We start from the raw sequence: 16,473 nt of genomic DNA, 5'->3' as shown, positions 1-16,473 counted from the left end.
ATGGCCTCCACTGATCCCCTGCTGGCGGTGTCGCGGCTCAGCATCGACTACGGCGCGGCAACCCGGCGCGACGGCAAACCCGTCGTCGCCGAGGTGAGTCTCACCGTCGAGCGCGGTGACGTGGTCGCCGTCGTCGGGCAATCCGGTTCCGGCAAGTCCACCCTGGCGCGCGCGGTCCTGGGACTGCTACCCGACACCGGACGCATCGTCGGCGGCAGCGTGCACATCAACGGCGCCGACGTGACCCGCCTCGGCGACCGACGGTGGCGCGCATTGCGTGGCAGCACCGTGGGTTTCGTGCCGCAGGACCCGCTCGGCTCGCTGGACCCACTGAAACGAATCGGCCGCCAACTCGGGGAAGTGCTCGTCACCCACGGCATCACCCGCCCCCGCGACGCACGGGGACGGGTGATCGAACTCCTCGACCGCGTCGGCATCGACGCGCCCGACATCCGCGCCAAGCAGTATCCGCACCAACTGTCGGGCGGGCAACAACAGCGCGCGTTGATCGCACTCGCCATCGCCGCGAACCCCACACTGCTCATCGCCGACGAACCCACCTCCGCACTCGATGTCACCGTGCAACGTCGCATCCTGGACTTGCTCGATGATCTACGCGACGAACGCGGCCTCGGCATCGTCCTCATCACCCACGACCTCACACTGGCCCAACACCACAGCAACCGGGTTGTCGTGCTGTCCGACGGCGTGGTCAGGGAAACCGGCGCCACCGCGGACGTCCTGCGACTCCCCACCGACGACTACACCCGTCGCCTCATCGACGACGCTCCCGCCCTCTCCCCCGACAAATACGAGCGGCCCGAACCCGACCGCGCGGCCACGCCGGTGCTGGAGGTGCGCGGACTCACCAAAGCGTTCCGCGCGGATGCGCCCGTGCTCGACGGCGTCGACTTCGCGGTCGCACCCGGCTCGGTGCATGCGCTGGTCGGTGAATCCGGTTCCGGGAAAACCACACTCGCCCGCATCCTCGCCGGACTGTCCAGCTTCGATTCCGGCGAGGTGATCATCGAAGGCACCCACCTCGGCAACCGCGCGTGGGCCACCCCCGCACTGCGGCGCGAACGTTCTCAGGTTCTGCATCTCGTCCAACAGAACCCGCTGGCCGCACTCGATCCTCGGCTACCGATCGTGGCGGCCGTCGCCGAACCGCTGACCATCCACCGCGTCGGGACCCGCGCCACTCGCAGGGAACGCGCACTCGCCGCCCTGGACCGGGTCGGGCTCGGCCCCGAGATCGGGGCGCGCACACCGGCCGAAGTGTCCGGCGGACAACGCCAACGCGTCGTCCTCGCCCGCGCCCTCGTCGCCCGACCACGCATTCTGGTGCTCGACGAACCGACCTCGGCGCTGGATGTCTCAGTGCAGGCGCAGACCATCGACCTGCTGATGCGGCTGCGCGAGGACCTCGGGCTCACCGTGCTGTTCATCTCCCACGACCTCGCCCTCGTCCGCCAAATCGCCGATGACGTGAGCGTGCTCAACGGTGGCGTCCTCGTCGAAAGCGGGCCCGCCCGTGCGATCTTCGACGCACCGAGCGCCACCTACACGCGCCGACTGCTCGACGCCGCTCCCGGCTCGGCGAAGGTGGTGCGGGCGGCATGACGGCGCGCGAGCGCGGCATCAGGTTTCTCGCGGCGGCGGTGGCGATCACCGCGCTCGCCACCGCCTGCTCGACCAGCGACGAAACCGACCGGCCCGTCAGCGCGGGCCGAGGCGGGCACCTGACCTATCTCGACGCCGAAGCACTCTCATCGATGCAGATCCAGGTCAGCTACTGGCAGAACAGTCTGCCCAAGGACCAGGTCCTGGATCGGCTGGTCTATCAGGACCCGAAGACGTTCGAGTTCGTGCCGTGGATCGCCGAGAAATGGACGGTCGACCCGGCCGGACTGGTGTACCGGTTCACCATTCGTGACGGCGTGAGCTACAGCAATGGGCAACCGCTGGACGCGAATTCGGTGCGCCGCAACCTCCAATGGCAGTTCAACGGCGACAAACCCAAGGGCATCCAACGCAACCCCATCTTCCCCACCTCGGGAAAGGTGGCTGCCGACAACGCCACCCGCACGGTGACGGTGACCCTCGATACGCCCTACGCGCCGTTCATCTCCGCGCTGTCGATGAACCTCGCGGGCTTGGTGGCCGACCAAACCATCGACGCGAGCAAGGAAGTCCAGTCAATCGCGACCAACCTCATCGGATCGGGCCCGTTCTACGTCGAGTCGGAGATCCCGAGCAAGAAGGTCGTCCTCGCCAAACGCCGAGGCTACAACTGGGCGCCCGCCACCGCGCCGCACCAGGGCGAAGCGTATCTGGACACGATCACCGTCATCCCGATCACCGAGGACAGCATCCGAGTCGGCGCGCTGCGGGCCGGTCAGGCCGACGCCATCCGCTACGCCCAGCCGCCGGATGAAAAACTGCTGCGCGACGAGGGATTCGACGTGCGCGGCCTGCGCACACCCGGCCTCGCCAATACCCTCGACATCCGCCAGACCGCGCCCGATCTGCGCGACATCAACGTGCGCAAGGCCCTCGGCTTCAGCATCGACCGCAAGCAGATTCTCGACACGCTCTACACCGACAACTGGCGCGCCGCACAGAACATCGTGACCCGTGGCTTTCCCGGCTACGTGGACCGCACCGACGCGGTCCGCTACGACCCCGACGAAGCCGCGCGCCTGCTCGACCGGTCCGGCTGGACCGCACGCGACGACGAGGGGTACCGCACCAAAGACGGTCGGCGCCTTTCGGTTCTCGTCTACGTGGACGTCTACGACCACACCTCGCGGCCGATGTACGAACTCATCCAGCGCCAGATGCGTCGGGTCGGCATCGAACTGGAGGTGCGCCAAACCGACTTCTCGAACTACCCGTCCGCGAGCATTCAGGACTCGGTCGGGCTGCGGCGCAACGGTTGGCCCAGCCCCGACCCGGTCCGCCTGTGGCAGAACTACGACAGCGAGGGCGGCGACCTGTACGCGCTGAAAGGCAGCGACCCCACCATCGACCGGCTGCTGCGCGCACAACTGGTCGAGAACGATCCGGTCCGCCGGGGGGAGCTGGTGCGCGAATACACCAACTACGTCATCGACAACGCCTACACCGTTCCGCTGCTGGAGGACACACAGATCTTCGCTGTCGCGCCGCGGGTGCGCGGAATGGGTAACGCCGCCAACTCGGTGCCGTGGTTCTACGACACCTGGATCGACAACGGCACGGAAGGGCGTGACTGAGATGACGAGTCTTGCACTCGGAGTAGAGATTCCGGACGATCAGCTGGCACGCTCGGTACCCACGGGATTCGACCGGTTGCCCGAACTGCTCGATGACGCCGGGGTCGGTTACGTGGTACTCGGCGGCGACCGCGGCACGGGGGCCACCGCCTCGCTGAGCCCGACGCTCGTGGGAACGTTCTTCGCGCGGCGCACCCGGGGGCTCGGCGTCGTGGTCTCGGCGGCGCCGCAGCGCGACCACCCCTTCAATATCGCGCGCAGGACCTCGGCGCTCGACCACATCTCCGGTGGCAGGGCAGGATGGCTCGCGCTGCGTTCCGACAGCGCACTCGCACTCGGTGCCGCACCACACGGCACATGGGCGCCGTCGACCACACCGACCGGACCCGCCCTGCTCGCCGATGCCATCACCGCCGCCCGTGCGCTGTGGCGCACCTGGCCGATCGAATCGCTGGCCGCCGATCTTCAGCTCGGTGCGCGTCCGCCGGAGGCCGAGGTGCGCTACGCCGACCACGAGGGTGTGTTCGCGACGACCGGGCCGCTCAACGCGCCGACGACACCGCAGGGTGAGCCGATCGTGCTGTGGGACTACCGATTCGGCGACGCCACGCACCTCGCGGGTGCCGATATCGCCTTCGTCGCCGCGCACGAGGACCTCGCGGCCGCCGCCGAACTCCCCGACCAGGTGGACCTGCACCTTCGGCTCGACGGCGCCGATCCCCATCTCCCTGATCGGATCGCCGAATTGGCGGCCGCGCACACCGCATCCGGGGTGCTGATCCGGCTGGACACCGCCGCGGTGGCCGACTTCGTCGAGCACACCCTGCCCACGCTGACCGACTCGGTGCGGCTGCGCGATCCCGACACCACCCTGACATTGCGCGATCACCTCGGCATCGCGCGGCGGCCCGATCCCGACCCGCTCCGGCTGCGTCCCGTCTACGTTCCCGCGTAAAGGAGTTCTTCGGTGAGCCGCGAACACGTCATCCTCAATATCAACGTCCTCGACCTCGGAATCAGCACCGCCGCATGGGAATTGTCCGGTCTACCCAAGACCGCAAACACCACCGGTGACTACTTCGCCGACATCGGGCGCCTCGCCGAACGCGGCACCCTCGACGCGTTCTTCCTCGCCGACAACCCCGCACTGCGCGAGGACCCCTTACGCCGACCGGGCGGTCGCGCCCTGGAACCCACCACCATCCTCGCCACCGTCGCGGCCGCGACCAGTCACATCGGTCTCATCGGCACGCTGTCCACCACCTTCAACGACCCCGTCGAACTCGCCGAACGCCTGCTCACCCTCGACCACCTCAGCGGCGGACGCGCGGCATGGAATGCCGTCACCACCTACAACCCCTCGGCCGGGGGCAATTTCGGGCTCACCACCAATCCCGATCGCGCCACCAGGTACCGCCGCGCGGACGAGTTCGTGGCGGTGGTGCTCAATCTGTGGCAAGGGGCCGTCGACGGTCGTGACATCACCCATCACGGCGAATTCTTCGACCTCGCAGGGCGTTTGCCGCTCGGCGCGTCCGCACAGGGACACCCGTTGATCGTGCAGGCCGGTGGTTCGCCGCAGGGGCGAGACCTTGCCGGGCGCACCGCGAACGGCGTGTTCACCGCTGAGTTGACCCTCGCGGCGGGCCTCGAGCACTACACGCAGGTCAAGCAGACCGCGGTGAGTCATGGTCGGCCACAGGAGGATATCGCCATCCTACCGGGATTGATCACCATCATCGGCAGCACCAAGGCCGAGGCCGTCGCACGGTACGAACGAGCGGTCGAACTCCAGGAACCCGGTGAGGAAACCGTGCGCCTCGGTGCACAACTCGCCCACGACCTCACCGAACACCCGCTCGACGATCCGTTCCCGCAGGACGTACTCGCCGACCCCGAGGACCCGAACGCCTTCACCGCCTCGCTCGGCTTCCGCGAATCGCTGGTCCGCGCCCTCCGCGAGCGGATCGCCGCGCGCGGCAAGAATTACACGCTGCGCGATGCGGTGCTGGAATTCGGTGACGGCGGGCACCGGCGCATCATCGGGACCCCCGAACAGGTGGCCGACACCATCGAGGAATGGTTCCGCGCGGGTGCCGCCGACGGGTTCAATCTGATGCCCGACGCTTTCCCGTCCGGGTTGGAGATCTTCGTCGACGAGGTGGTGCCGATTCTGCGGCGGCGCGGGCTGTTTCGGTATGAGTATGCGGAGACGACGTTGCGTGATCGGTTCGGGGTCGGGGCGGTGCGTACGCCGCACGCGGCTTGATGGGCTTCTGGTCGAAAGCGGGGCCTCTGGGCTTCGTTCAGGCTTGTCCGGTGAGTCGAGGGGTGCGGGAGGATACGTACGCCGCACGCGGCCTGGCGGGGCTTCTGCCCGAAGGCGAGGACCTCTAGGCCGTATCAGGCCTGCCGAGCGAGTCGAAGGGTGCGGGGTGATGCGTACATCGCACGCGGCCTGGCCGAACTTCTACCCGAAGGCGAGGACCTCTAGGCCGTATCAGGCCTGCCGAGCGAGTCGAAGGGTGCGGGGTGATGCCGTACGGCGCACTCGGATTGGCGGGGCTTCTATCCGAAGCGGGGGCGTCTGGGCTGGGCGTGTCGAGTGGGGTGCGGGGTGCGGGGTGCGGGGTGCGGGGTGATACGCGGGGGCGAGGAACTCCTCGCTGTGTTTATTGGCGGCTGGCGCCGCGTGGTTCGCGGCCCTGAGTCTCGCTGTTGAGTACCCGTTTCTTGCTCCTTCGTCGCCTACGAAACGGGCACTCAACAGCGAGACGGCCGCGAACTTACCGTACCGGTCTCGCTGCGCTCGGAACACGTGTTCAGGCGGCTCGTAGGGAGGGTTGAGTTGAGTTCGGGTGGTGAGGGTTTCACCGGGTGCCCGGATGTGAAGGTCTGTGGTGACCGTCGGGCGATCGTGAATGTGCTGTGGCCGTCTCGCCGCGCTCGGAACACGTGTTTCAACGGCTCGTGAGGAGGGCCGAGTTAGGTTCGGGTGGTGAGGGTTTCACCAGAAACCCGGATATGAAGGTCTGTGGTGACCGTCGGACGATCGTGAATGTACTGTGGCCGTCTCGCCGCGCTCGGAACACGTGTTTCAACGGCTCGTGAGGACGGCCGAGTTAAGTTCGGGTGGTGAGGGTTTCACCAGAAACCCGGATATGAAGGTCTGTGGTGACCGTCGGACGATCGTGAATGTACTGTGGCCGTCTCGCCGCGCTCGGAACACGTGTTTCAACGGCTCGTGAGGACGGCCGAGTTAAGTTCGGGTGGTGAGGGTTTCACCAGAAACCCGGAATTGAAGGTCTGTGGTGACCGTCGGGCGATCGTGAATGTGCTGTGGCCGTCTCGCCGCGCTCGGAACACGTGTTTCAGCGGCTCGTGGGGTGGCTGGGTTTTGTTGGGAGAGTGGGTTTGGGCTTCGTATCTTTTGCCGTCGGCTGTCGTGACGGCGGTCGGTCGGACTCGATCGTCGCGTCAGCCGCCTTGTGCCCCAAACGACTTCGGGGTGAACCGGTAGTTACTCGCCCACCGCGTTGCGATTCGCTCGCGTAATTCGCTCAGATATGGCCAGCGTCAGGCAGCGGGGTGTCGTTGACCAGTAGGTCGCCCAGGACTCGGGCCTTGTAGGCGGTCGGGTTGTGGGAGAACAGGGTTCGGAGGTTGCGCCAGTGGCGGTCCAGGTGGGCGGAGGCTCGGGTGGCGGAAGCGCCGCCGACCTCGAACAGTCGTGCTGCGGCACGGAGTGCGGGGTCCTCGATCGAGACCTTGGCCTTGGCGGCCAGTACCGAGGCCTCGCTCTCCAGTTGGGCGTCGAAACCTGTGTCGCGGGCCGCCGCGAAGGACACCTCCTGCGCCTGCGCCGCCGCGCGCACGATCGACTCGGTGGCGAAAGCTGTGGCCGACAGGGTACCGACCACCTCCAGCAGCTGCGGATCTCGGCGTGGCTGTTCGTCATTGGCGAAGACGAAGTTGCGTTTGCGGGTGCGCAGCAGTTCGGCCGCGTCGGTGGCGACCGAACGCAGGATGCCCGCCGCGAGCGCGTGCAGGTACAGCTGCTGGAACGCCTGCCTCGGGCGTACCGGCAAACCCGTTCCGCGCCACGGCAACGTTTCCGATTCGTCCACCACGACATTCGTGAGCACGGTGGTACCGCTGCCGGTGTGGCGCTGACCGATACCGTCCCAGTCGTCGACGTGCGTCACCCCCGCGCGGTCGGCGGGCACCACGGCGGTGAGCAGCGCGTCGTCGGGCAGCTTCGCGCTCACCCGCAGATAGTCGGAGAACCGCGAGCCGGTGCTGTAGAACTTGCGGCCGTCCAGCACATAGCCGCCTTCGGATCGCGGCGTCAAAGTGGTGTCGTAGGACTGATCGCCGACCGGCTTACCGTTCAACTCGGTCAACGCGCCACCGAACAAGAACCCCGCCACCACCAGCGGCACCCACCGTGCCTTCTGGTCGGTACGCGGCTGCGCGAACAACTCCTCGACGAAGGTGAAATGGATGCGCAGGATGTGCGGCAGGTCGGGATCGGCCTCGGCGAGATCGATGAGCAGATCGAACAGTTCGGTCACCGACCAGCCGCCGCCACCCGATTCGACCGGAACCCGCACCGCACCCAACCGCAGCTGACGCACCTGTGCCAGCGCCGCGTTCGGCGGCTCGGTACCGCCCTCGTCGCGCCGTCTGCGCGCGTCCTCGGCCACCGCCGCCACGAACTCCACCAGTTCCGGGGAGCCTGGCCGCACCACGCGGCGGGTTTCGGTAGGGGAAACTGTCATGACTACTCCTCTGGACGACGGATGGAGGTGGAAAACCTGGGCTGCCCGGCCGTCAACAGAGGACCCGCCTCGTCCTCCGCGACCGCGTGCAGTGTGCGAATGGCGGCCGCGACCGCGGGGCGTTCCAGCGACGCCTGCCGGTAGGTCATACCGATCTCCCGGGAGCCACCGGTGATGGTCGCCGCGATCAGGTGCCGATGTCCGACGTCGACCGACATCTCCGGCACGATCGTCACGCCGAGACCGTGCTCCACCATCTCCGCCATGGCGCCGAAACTGCCGCCCCGATGTTCGATGCGCGGCGCGAAACCCGCTTCCCGGCACGCGAAGACGACCGAAACGATCGACGGCGCCCCGTCACGGGCCGCGACCCAGTCCGTGTCACGCACCGCGGCGAGACCGCGTTGACCGACCTGCTCGTGCAGTGCCGGGGGCGCGAGCAACACCAGCGGGTCGCCGAACAGGAATTCCGAGCTCAGTCCCAGCGGAAGGTCGCGGGGCCGGAACGAATACGAGTAGGTGACCGCGAGGTCGACCTCCTGCTGGCGCACGGCGGGCACAGAATCCACCGGCATCATATTCACCAGGCGAACCCGCAGGTCCGGATATTCCTCGCGCAGCCGGTTGGCCACGGGCAACGCCAGCTGCGGCAGCGCGGTGCGGAAGGTTGCGAGAGTGAGCACGCCGGTGACAGCGGCATCCGTCGCGGCGACGGCGCTCTCGGCCTCCTCGAGCGCGGTAATGATCCGCAAGGTGTGGTCGACGAGCACCCGTCCCGCCGAAGTCAACCGCAGCGCCCGCCCCTCACGCCGAGTCAGCACCGCCCCCACCTCGGCCTCCAGGATCCGCAGCTGCTGCGACACCGCCGAGGCGGTAATCCCGTGCAACTGCGACACCGCCGTCATGGTGGTGTGCTCGGCCAAATCACGCAGCAGGATCAGACGTCGAATGTCGTACATACGTCCTCACTCCGGCAACAATCCCCACCCCCATCATCGCCACCCCCGGCTCGAGAAAAAATCCTTGCGATCAGGGCGATTCTGTACCCCAGCCCCAGCGCGAGATCACCGGGACACCGCCGCAACCAGACCACGGCAACCGCTGCCAACGCCCTGCTGATCGTGCGGGCACACGTCCCGGCAACCCCAGGAAACCGCCACCACCCCAACAAACCCAGCCCCCCACCAGCCGCGCAAACACCTCATTCCGAGCGAAGCGAGATCGGCACGGTAAGTTCGCCGTTCGTCTCGCGTTCGAGTACCCGTTTCGTAGGCGCGATCACCCACCGGCCGCACCTCACCCGCCCGGCAGCCCCACCCGCCGGTAACGCGCGGTCCGCGTGGCAAGCAACTCCGCCTCCGGCAATGCGCGCAACGCAACCAACTCATCGGCGATCGCCGCGACCATGCGTCGCGCGAAGTCGACGGGCTCGTCGGCGGCGTCGGGCAGTTCGGGGACGATGCGATCGACGATGCCGTCAGCAAACAGGTCGGCAGCTCGAATCCGTTGGGCGCGTGCGAGTTCTGGCGCACGGTCGGTGTCACGGTGGACAATGGCGCTGGCACCTTCGGGCGGCAAGGGTGCGAGCCAACCGTGGGTAGCCGCCAGAACACGGTCGGCGGGGAGCAAGGCCAAGGCGCCGCCTCCGGTGCCCTGGCCGAGTAGCACCGAGACGGTCGGCGTCTCCAGTGTCACGAGATCGGCGATGCAACGGGCGATTTCGGGTGCGAGGCCGCGCTCTTCGGCTTCCTTCGACAGCGCGGCACCCACCGTATCGATCACCAGAACCAGCGGCAGTCGCAATTCCTGGGCCAACGCCATGCTTCGTCGCGCCTCCCGCAACGCGGCGGGGCCCATGGTGTGTTCGCCGGACTGCCCGGACCGGTCGTGCCCGAACACCACACACGGTTGTCCACGCAGCCGCGCCAACGCGAGCACAACGGTGCGGTCGGACTCCCCCTGCCCGGTCCCGCTCAACGGAACACGTTGCGTCACATGACGAAGCAGGTCTCTGGTTCCCGGACGTTCCGGTCGCCGAGACACCACTACCGAATCCCACGCATCACCGTCGCTCGACAGCGATTGCGCCACAGTAGGACTCGAAGCACCGTTCCCCACTGAACCCGAACCCGGCAGTGCCGCACCGCTGCACACACTCAGCGCCCGATGGGCGATCCGGCGGAACACCGACACGGGCAGCACGCCATCGATTACCCCACTGCGATACAGGTTTTCGGCGGTCTGCACCCCCTCAGGAAACGGATGACCGTACAGCGCCTGGTACACCCGAGGACCGAGAAACCCCACCAGCGCGCCCGGCTCGGCGAATGTCATGTGCCCCAACGAACCCCACGAGGCGAACACCCCACCCATGGTCGGGTTGCGCAGGTACACCAGATACGGATTGCCCTGTGCCTTGTGCACCGCGACCGCACCCGCGATCTTCACCATCTGCACGAAGGCGACGGTGCCCTCCTGCATTCTGGTTCCCCCGGACGTCGGTGACGCCACCAACGGCAACCCCTCCTCGGTCGCCCGCTCCACCGCGCGCACGATCCGCTCGGCCGCCGCGACCCCGACCGATCCGGCGAGGAACCCGAACTCGCACGCGACCACGGCCACCCTGCGACCGCGCAGCAGTCCAGCGCCGGTGAGCACCGCTTCGTCGGTACCCGAGGTGTCGCGCGCCTTCCGCAGGTCACCACGGTAGCCGGGGCTCATCGCCACCGCTACCGGCGGCTGGTCCCAGCTGACGAACGAGTCAGAGTCGAGCAGCTGCTCCAGCAACTCTCGCGCCGAAATCCGCACCGTCCGAGCTTAGCCACTCGATCAGACACCGCGTCGCCACATCACGACGCGACAAGACTCCATCGAGCTCCGCAAAGCCCCATGAACCTCGAGGGGCAGCGCCGAACTCAGCGTCCCTGCATCACCTTGCGCAGCGCGTACTCCGTCAACGACACCAACGCGTGCTTGGCCGGATCGCGACGACGCGCGTCGATGGACAGGATCGGCACATCACCCGGTACCGCCAACGCCTGCCTGATGTCCTCGATCGGATACCGAGGGGCATCATCGAATTCGTTGAGCGCCACCAGGAAAGGTAGGCCGCGCGCCTCGAAGTAGTCGACGGCGGCGAAGCTGTCTTCCAACCTGCGGGTGTCGACCAGGACCACCGCGCCGATCGCACCCTTGATCAGGTCGTCCCACATGAACCAGAAGCGATACTGGCCGGGAGTACCGAACAGATAGAGCACGAGGTCATCGGCGAGGCTGATCCGCCCGAAGTCCATCGCCACCGTGGTGGTCGACTTCAACGGAACACCGGTCAGGTTGTCGACACCGGTACTGGCATTGGTCACCAACGCCTCGGTGCGCAGCGGAACGATCTCCGAGACCGCGCCGACCAACGTGGTCTTTCCGACGCCGAAGCCACCCGCGACCACGATCTTCGCCGAAGTCGGCTTGCTGGTGCGGGTGTCGACCTGCGTCGTCGAATCAAATACGCCGGAGTCCACTGAGAACCCTTTCGATCAGCTCGCGACGTTCATCGTCGCTGGAATCGTCTTTCAATGTCGCCGATACACGCACGTGCCCGGCCTCGATCAGGTCGGCCACGAGTACCCGGGCCACCCCGATAGGCATACCCAATCGGGCCGCCACTTCAGCGACCGACGGCGATTCTCGGCACAACTCCACGATTGACGTCTCAATGTTGGTCAGTTCGAACTGTCGCTCCAGTGCGACCGGATACGACGCTACGAGCGCTTCCAACGCCAACTCGACCGCGGGCCTGGTCCGGCCAGCGGTCAGTGAGTATGGGCGTACGAGGCTCGGCTCACCGCTCCCCACGCGATAATCGTCTATGTCCATCCCACCATCAGGAACCCATCGTGACGCGCGGCGTAGCCTGCACCGTCTGGCCGACACGCTCGACTAGCAGGGCCATCTCGTAGCCCACCTGGCCGATATCGCAGGACGTGTTGGTCAGTACCGCGAGGTATGAGCCGTCGCCGACTGCCATGAGTAGCAGGTATCCGTGCTCCATTTCGACCACGGACTGTAGAACGGTGCCGCCCTCGAAGAGGTTCGAGACACCGACCGAGAGGCTGGCCAGACCAGCCGTCACCGCGGAGAGTTGCTCGGCACGGTCGACGGGAAGCTGCGCACTCGCGGCCATCAGTAGGCCGTCAGCCGAGACCAGGACGGCATGGGCTACGCCAGGAACCTCGTTGGCGAAGTTCGAAACCAGCCAATCCAGCTGACGATTCGTACCACCTAGATCGGGGTTCATCGGTCTCCTTTATCTCCGGTTAAGTTCATTGCCTTCATCGCTCGGCCATCCCGGACGCCCTGCTGGTGGCGACTCAAGCTGGACTTGATTGTTTCGGGGTCACGACGCGGCGCCCGATCCACCGCACCGTTGACGGCACCGGGTACCAGCCTTCCGCCCGGATTGCGTTGCGGCAACCCGGCTGCCGTCTTGGTCTCGGGGACTTCCTCGCTCGCCTTGCGCGCGGCCTGCCAGCCTTCGTCACCCGGCGAATCGAAAGTGGCGGCGGTCTGGGACCGGTCGGCACTCGGATCCGACAGCCAGGCCGACATCATCTCGGCGAAGATCGGCGTCCCCATCCCGGACGGAGTCTCCTCCGCGGGTTGCAGTCGGGTCTGGAAGAACGAGGCGGTCTTCGTCGGATTCGACTTGTAGCTGTGTCGACCGGGATCGCGTCCCGCGTCGTCGGCGCCCGAGGCAGGATCGCCGGTGGTGAGCTGTTCGTCGCTGCGGTGGCGGCGTAGGCCGATACCCGAATCCGACTTCGGTAGGCCGAGAATCGCATCCGGGTCGCGCTGGTGGGCACCGCCCGCGTTCGAATCACGCTGCGGCAGGCCGGGTCGCTCCTGACCGCTGGGCTGACGCTGTGGCAGACCGGACGGTGCGGCGGTGTCCTCGCCGCGCGCGTCCTCGCCGCGTTGCGGCAGCTCGGCCGAATGCGATCCGCGTTGCGGGAGCCCACCGGAGGCCGAATCGCGTTGTGGCAGGCCACCGGCACTCGGGTCACGCTGCGGCAGCCCACCGGAGCGTGGCTCGCGCTGCGGCAGACCACCAGAACTCGGCTCACGTTGTGGCAGCCTAGTCGCCGCTGAATCTCGTTGCGGCACATCGCTCGAACCGGACTGAGTCGAGGAGCTCGAACCTGGCTCGGTCGAGGCGCCGCTCGGGGACGGGGTTTCGCGTTGCGGCGGCTGCGCTGTCGGCTGCCGTTGCGGTAGCCCGGTGCTGCCGCTCTCCCGCTGCGGCAAACCACCCTGGGCCGAATCCCGTTGCGGCAGACCACCTGCGCTCGGTGCGCGCTGTGGCAAACCACCCGCGCCCGGCTCACGCTGCGCATGACCACCAGCACTCGGCTCACGCTGCGGCAAACCACCGGAAGCCGAACCACGTTGCGGCAAACCACTACCCGCACTCGGCTCACGCTGCGGTAAACCACCCGCGCCCGGCTCACGCTGCGCATGACCACCAGCACTCGGCTCACGCTGCGGCAGATCACCCGCAGCCGTCGGCTCACGCTGTGGCAGGCCACCGGCACGTGGTTCACGTTGCGGCAGACCACCTGCGCTCGGTGCGCGCTGTGGCAAACCACCCGCACCCGGCTCACGCTGCGGCAAACCACCGGAAGCCGAACCACGTTGCGGTAAACCACTACCCGCACTCGGCTCACGCTGCGGTAAACCACCCGCGCCCGGCTCACGCTGCGGCGCGGCACCCGGGGCTTGGCGCTGTGGCAGTCCACCGGCACCCGGCTCGCGCGACGGCCCGGCCTCGGGCGGCTTCCGCGTCGGCAGCACCGAACCCGCTGCGGATCCCGTGGCCTCCGACGTCGGGGCGGCGGGACCACCGGGACGCTGCGGACCACCCGGCAGGTTGCGCTTGGGTAGGTTCGCCGCGGCCAGCTTGCCGCGCTGCGGTGTATTCGTCGAAGGGCCCGGCTTGCTCCCGGCGGGCGGACGCAGCGACGCCCCCGACGGTTGCGCGCTGGTCTCCGAGGCCATCGCCGTACCGGGACTGCGCTGCGGCAAGCTGCCGTCGGTGCGCACAGGTCCGCTCTTCGGCGCAGGATCCGCGGCGGGGATCGGCCCACTCGCGCTCGGGTCGACGGTCACCATGACGTTGCCGCCAGGAGTACGCGTCACCGCGCGCATCTGCATCGAGGCGGGACCGGATGCCCGCTGCTGCAGCGGCGAAGGCTGCGCCGAGCCGAGGCCACCCTGGTTGCCCGCCGCCTTGCCCGCGACGATCAAACCGATCGGTACATGCACGGTGACGGTGACGCCGGGATCACGCGCGGTATCGAAGGTCGAGCGCAGTCGCACGGTGAGACCGTGCCGATCGGCCAGGCGACCGACCACGAAAAGACCCATGTGGCGCGCGGTATCAGGACCGGGCTCCGCAGTCTGATCAAGCCGACGGTTGATATCCGACATTTCGGCGGGCGGCATGCCGATACCTCGGTCGGCGACCTCGATGAGCATGCCCTTGTCGTGCGCCTGCGCGAAGGTGAACTTCACGTCCGTCTCCGGCGGCGAGGCGCGCAACGCGTTGTCCAGCAACTCGGCGAACAGGTGCGCCAGGTCGGAGGCGGCCGGTTCGACCAGCGAACCACGCGGCGTCGCACCGAGCTTGACCCGCTCGTAGTCCTCGACCTCGGAGATGGCCGCGCGCAACACATCGGAGATCTCGATCGGCGCCGACTTCGCCCGACGCTGCCTGGTACCGGCGAGAATGAGCAGGTTGTCGCCGTTTCGGCGCATGCGAGCCGCGAGGTGGTCGAGCCGGAAGAGGTTCTCCAGCAGTCGCGGGTCCTTCTCGTCGTACTCCATCGCCTCGATCAAGCTGAGCTGATGGTCGACCAGCGACTTCGAGCGCCGCGCCAACGTCTCGAACATATCGTTGACCTGGGAACGCATCTGCGCCTGATCGCTGGCCAAACGCAAAGCCTGGCCGTGGATATCGTCGACGGCACGCGCCAGCTGACCGATCTCCTCCTCGCTGCGCACCGGCATCGGCTCCAGCGGAACCTCCTCGGGGGAGGCGCCGTTGCGCAACTGGGAAACCTCGTGCGGCAGGTCGCTCTCGGCGACGCGCAGTGCGGCGAGACGAAGCCGGTGCAGCGGCAAGATCATCGAGCGCGCCACGAACACCGCGAGCGCGAGCGCCGCGAGGATGGTGAAGAACACGACGGCGGTGTAGGTCCACGCACCGAAGCGCGCGTCCGACACCAGGTTGTTCATCCCGTTGTCGATGTCCTTGGTGGCCTTGGCGACCACCGACTCGTAGACACCGAGGCTGGTGGTGAGCGAGTTCTTCAGGTCACCGATCGGAATCTGACCGGCCTCGACCTCTGGGCTGCTGAGCGCGGCCGCTCTCGTGTCGATGCCCGCGCGTAGATCCGCGATCGAGGTATCGCCCTCGGGGAAGCGGTGCGCGAGCACACTCAGCATCGACCGCTCGGTATTGGCCGCGGTGAGCACGTCTTGAATGCCCGTCGGCGAATTGCGCAGCACCTCGGCGAAGGCGGCCACCTGGCCGACCAGCGTCGAACGCGTGTTCAGCGAGTCGACCAGGCGCAGCTTGGCCGCGTCGATCGCGCCGTCGCTGACCTGACCGACCGTGGTCTCGACGATGTGCACGCTGTCGTTGCGCACCTCATCGATCAACCCGATGACCTGGTCCGGCGGCGAGTTGTTGACCGCCTTGCCTTGCGCACGAACGGTTTTGGCCTTGGCGATCATATTGTCCAAGGACGCGCGCGCACCCTCGACACCGTCGAGCTTGGACGCGGCACCCTCCGCGTCGGTGATCGCCTTGTCCAGATTCGACAGGTCCTTGTCGGTCACCACCGACTGGGTCGGCTGCAACGCGGTCATCTGCGAGGCCGCCGTCGTGGCGGTCTGCGCGCTGAGACCGGTGACCATCGGGATGGCCTCGATGTTTTCGGCGACCCCGGCAAGGCGATTCGAATCGGCGAACTCCGTGGAGATTCTGGACACACCGAGACCCACCGCGACCGCCAGCGGCACAGCGAGGACCGCTGTCACCTTCCAGCGCAGGTCCCAGTTGCCGAGCGCCCAGCGCTTTCTGCCGGACCTAGCGGCGTCACGCATCTCCCACTCACTTTCCAAACTGGCCTCTACCACGCGCCGTCAGCGAACCTTCACACTCGCATGCGGGCTCGACTGGCGGAGCTGGCCGAGAACTGCGGCTGGCCGAGAATTTGCGTTTATGACGGCCCAAATAAGTGACATCAGATTCTAACGGATCAATAACTTCTTGGATGACCCCGACCGGGCTTATGACCATTGACCTGCCTCATCCAGGCAAAAGCAAAGGTCGCGGCACCCGCACGGGGGTCGCGTGAAGTCTGCCACAATCAACC

11 protein-coding genes are annotated in these 16,473 nt (G+C 67.2%); 4 read left to right on the top strand and 7 right to left on the bottom strand.

Features of this window, described 5'->3' with window-relative positions; all coding sequences use genetic code 11:
• From ABEA50_RS26965 to ABEA50_RS26950, 4 genes are read left to right on the top strand one after another with little or no spacing between them, the layout of a single operon-like run.
• Positions 1-1,623: an ABC transporter ATP-binding protein gene (locus tag ABEA50_RS26965; protein WP_345498959.1), complete on the top strand. Its 1,623-nt coding sequence runs from the start codon at positions 1-3 to the stop codon at positions 1,621-1,623.
• Positions 1,620-3,257: an ABC transporter substrate-binding protein gene (locus ABEA50_RS26960; RefSeq protein WP_345498958.1), complete on the top strand. Its 1,638-nt coding sequence runs from the start codon at positions 1,620-1,622 to the stop codon at positions 3,255-3,257. Before ABEA50_RS26965 ends, ABEA50_RS26960 begins: the two co-directional genes overlap by 4 nt.
• 1 nt (position 3,258) lies before the next feature.
• Complete coding sequence (locus ABEA50_RS26955) at positions 3,259-4,212, top strand: LLM class flavin-dependent oxidoreductase (protein ID WP_345498956.1); 954 nt, start codon at positions 3,259-3,261, stop codon at positions 4,210-4,212.
• 12 nt (positions 4,213-4,224) lie between these two features.
• Complete coding sequence (locus ABEA50_RS26950) at positions 4,225-5,526, top strand: LLM class flavin-dependent oxidoreductase (protein WP_345498955.1); 1,302 nt, start codon at positions 4,225-4,227, stop codon at positions 5,524-5,526.
• Positions 5,527-6,817: 1,291 nt separating this feature from the next.
• On the opposite strand, the gene ABEA50_RS26945 is transcribed toward ABEA50_RS26950, so the two are convergent.
• From ABEA50_RS26945 to ABEA50_RS26915, 7 genes are all read right to left on the bottom strand, one after another.
• Complete coding sequence (locus ABEA50_RS26945) at positions 6,818-8,038, bottom strand: acyl-CoA dehydrogenase family protein (protein ID WP_345498953.1); 1,221 nt, start codon at positions 8,036-8,038, stop codon at positions 6,818-6,820.
• A 2-nt stretch (positions 8,039-8,040) separates the two neighbouring features.
• Positions 8,041-8,997 (bottom strand): LysR family transcriptional regulator, encoded by a 957-nt coding sequence (locus tag ABEA50_RS26940; RefSeq protein ID WP_345498951.1) that lies wholly within the window; start codon positions 8,995-8,997, stop codon positions 8,041-8,043.
• A 337-nt stretch (positions 8,998-9,334) separates the two neighbouring features.
• Positions 9,335-10,846, bottom strand: coding sequence for a carboxyl transferase domain-containing protein (locus ABEA50_RS26935; protein WP_345498950.1), 1,512 nt, complete (start codon positions 10,844-10,846; stop codon positions 9,335-9,337).
• Between the two features lie 107 nt (positions 10,847-10,953).
• Positions 10,954-11,556, bottom strand: coding sequence for a GTP-binding protein (locus ABEA50_RS26930; protein ID WP_345498949.1), 603 nt, complete (start codon positions 11,554-11,556; stop codon positions 10,954-10,956).
• Entirely contained in the window at positions 11,537-11,911 is a 375-nt protein-coding gene (locus tag ABEA50_RS26925; protein ID WP_345498948.1) for a DUF742 domain-containing protein, read from the bottom strand. The genes ABEA50_RS26930 and ABEA50_RS26925 overlap by 20 nt, the downstream gene beginning before the upstream one ends.
• A gap of 7 nt (positions 11,912-11,918) precedes the next feature.
• Complete coding sequence (locus ABEA50_RS26920) at positions 11,919-12,332, bottom strand: roadblock/LC7 domain-containing protein (protein ID WP_011207200.1); 414 nt, start codon at positions 12,330-12,332, stop codon at positions 11,919-11,921.
• A complete protein-coding gene (locus ABEA50_RS26915) occupies positions 12,329-16,234 on the bottom strand; it encodes a HAMP domain-containing sensor histidine kinase (protein WP_345498946.1) in 3,906 nt (1,301 codons plus the stop codon). The genes ABEA50_RS26920 and ABEA50_RS26915 overlap by 4 nt, the downstream gene beginning before the upstream one ends.
• Positions 16,235-16,473 lie beyond the last annotated feature (239 nt).

The organism is Nocardia callitridis (genome assembly GCF_039543305.1).
Lineage (GTDB): Bacteria > Actinomycetota > Actinomycetes > Mycobacteriales > Mycobacteriaceae > Nocardia > Nocardia callitridis.
The sequence above is the reverse complement of the archived record's forward strand: the minus strand, read 5'-3'. Positions and strand labels throughout refer to the sequence as shown.

Bases quoted from the DNA above. Each gene is read 5' to 3' on its own strand.
- ABEA50_RS26940 (WP_345498951.1), bottom strand. From the start codon at position 8,997: ATGTACGACATTCGACGTCTGATCCTGCTGCGTGATTTGGCCGAGCAC.
- ABEA50_RS26920 (WP_011207200.1), bottom strand. From the start codon at position 12,332: ATGAACCCCGATCTAGGTGGTACGAATCGTCAGCTGGATTGGCTGGTT.
- ABEA50_RS26965 (WP_345498959.1), top strand. From the start codon at position 1: ATGGCCTCCACTGATCCCCTGCTGGCGGTGTCGCGGCTCAGCATCGAC.
- ABEA50_RS26955 (WP_345498956.1), top strand. From the start codon at position 3,259: ATGACGAGTCTTGCACTCGGAGTAGAGATTCCGGACGATCAGCTGGCA.
- ABEA50_RS26925 (WP_345498948.1), bottom strand. From the start codon at position 11,911: ATGGACATAGACGATTATCGCGTGGGGAGCGGTGAGCCGAGCCTCGTA.
- ABEA50_RS26945 (WP_345498953.1), bottom strand. From the start codon at position 8,038: ATGACAGTTTCCCCTACCGAAACCCGCCGCGTGGTGCGGCCAGGCTCC.
- ABEA50_RS26960 (WP_345498958.1), top strand. From the start codon at position 1,620: ATGACGGCGCGCGAGCGCGGCATCAGGTTTCTCGCGGCGGCGGTGGCG.